Consider the following 1,678-nt stretch of genomic DNA (forward strand, 5'->3'; position numbering starts at 1 on the left):
CGGTGGCGCGGGCGGCGGCGGCCAGCCGATCGCGGTCGGCGAGCACGGCGTCGAGGGCCGCGGAGACCTCGGCGGCGTACCGGCCCGGGTCGAGCAGGACGCCGTTGACGCCGGCCTGAACGAGGTCACGCGGGCCGCCGGCGTCGGGGCCGATCACGGGCACGCCCGAGGCGTGGGCCTCCTGGATCGACTGGCAGAACGTCTCGAACTCGCCGGCGTGACAGAACACGTCGAGCGTGGCGTAGGCGCGGGCGAGCGCCTCGCCGTGGAGTTCCCCGGTGAAGATCGCGTGGGGCATGGCCGCCTGCAGTGCGGGGCGGTCGGGTCCGTCGCCGACGACGACGAGTTGGACGTCGCCGCCCGGGCCGGAACGGTCGGCCAGTGGCCGGAGGCGCTCGACGTGTTTCTCCGGCGCGAGCCTGCCGACGAATCCGACGACGGGCCGCCCGTCCGGAGACCACAGCCGGTGCAGGGCCGCGCTGCGGCGGGTGGGCGAGAATCGCTCCGCGTCGACGCCCCGCCCCCACCGGTACAGGCGCGGGATCCCCTGGGCGGCCAGGTCCTCCATCGCCGCGGTCGACGGGGCGAGGGTTCGGTCGCAGGTCGCGTGGATCGCCCGGGTCCAGGCCCAGGCGGCGTCGGCGAGGACGCCGATCCCGTACGCGTCGGCGAATCCGGCCACGTCGGTCTGGTACACGGCCACCGAGGGCACGCCCAGGGCGCGGGCGGCGGCGGCACCGGCGGCGCCGAGCACGAACGGGGACGCCAGGTGCACCACGTCGGGTGCGAAGTCGCGCAGGGCGTTGTACACGCTCGGGCTGGGCGCCCCGACCGGGAGGGAGGACACCACCGGCACCCGCACGGCCGTGACCCGGTGGACGGGGTAGCCGAGGTGGTGGTCGGGGTCGGGCCCGTCGGACGCGGGCCGACCGAGATAGGGGGAGACGGCGCTGATCAGCGGGTGCGACTGCACGGCACCGGCCGCGCCCTGCCAGAAGCCGACCTGGTCGGAGGGGGCGACGACGAGGCAGTCGTGGCCGTGTCGCCGCGCGTACTCCAGCACGCGCAGGACGGAGTTGGTGACGCCGTTGACGTTCGGCAGGAACGATTCGGTGACGATGGCTACGCGCACGCCCTCACTGTCGCCCGGCCGGGCCACGGGCCGGTGATCAGCGCGGGTCGGTGCGGGGAATTCGTGGTATCGCCCGGTGAACCCCCGGTGACGCGGCGGCGTAGGCGAGCGCGGACAGCGGCACGACCACCGCGGGGACCGACAGGGCGGGCACCACGGCGACCGTCCAGCTGCGGCCGGAGACCCGGACGAGATCGGGGTTGGCGCGGCGGAACTCCACCTGCACGCGCTGCCCCTCCACCAGGCCCGTCGGGTAGAACACGCCGGTCACCGGGCGCACCGTCCGGCCGCCTCCGGCGTCGAACTCCACAGCGGCCCGCCGGTCGGTGACCTCGGTGACGGTGGCCGTGGCGCTGCCCATGTCCCGGTCGATGCGCTGGTCGTTGACAAAGCACGCCAACAGGATGAGGACGGCGGTGAGCACGGAGAACACCGCCGCGGCCGCCGCCACCACCCGCACGCCCTGCCGGGTGAGCACCGCGCGACGGGCCCGACGCGCGGAGACGGTGCCCGCGGTCATCCGGGGTCCGAGGCCCCGGGCTCGGT

The 1,678-nt window shown here is 75.5% G+C and carries 2 protein-coding genes; both read right to left on the bottom strand.

Going from position 1 to position 1,678, the window contains the following annotated elements:
- Positions 1–1,132, bottom strand: a 1,132-nt coding sequence (locus HMPREF3086_RS02875; protein WP_070720085.1) for a glycosyltransferase family 4 protein, incomplete at its 3' end; no start/stop codon positions are given.
- Positions 1,133–1,169: 37 nt separating this feature from the next.
- On the bottom strand, positions 1,170–1,652 hold the full coding sequence (locus HMPREF3086_RS02880) for a DUF3592 domain-containing protein (RefSeq protein WP_061228443.1): 483 nt from the start codon (positions 1,650–1,652) through the stop codon (positions 1,170–1,172).
- Positions 1,653–1,678: the final 26 nt, after the last annotated feature.

This window comes from Dietzia sp. HMSC21D01, from assembly GCF_001815995.1.
Taxonomy (GTDB): domain Bacteria; phylum Actinomycetota; class Actinomycetes; order Mycobacteriales; family Mycobacteriaceae; genus Dietzia; species Dietzia cinnamea.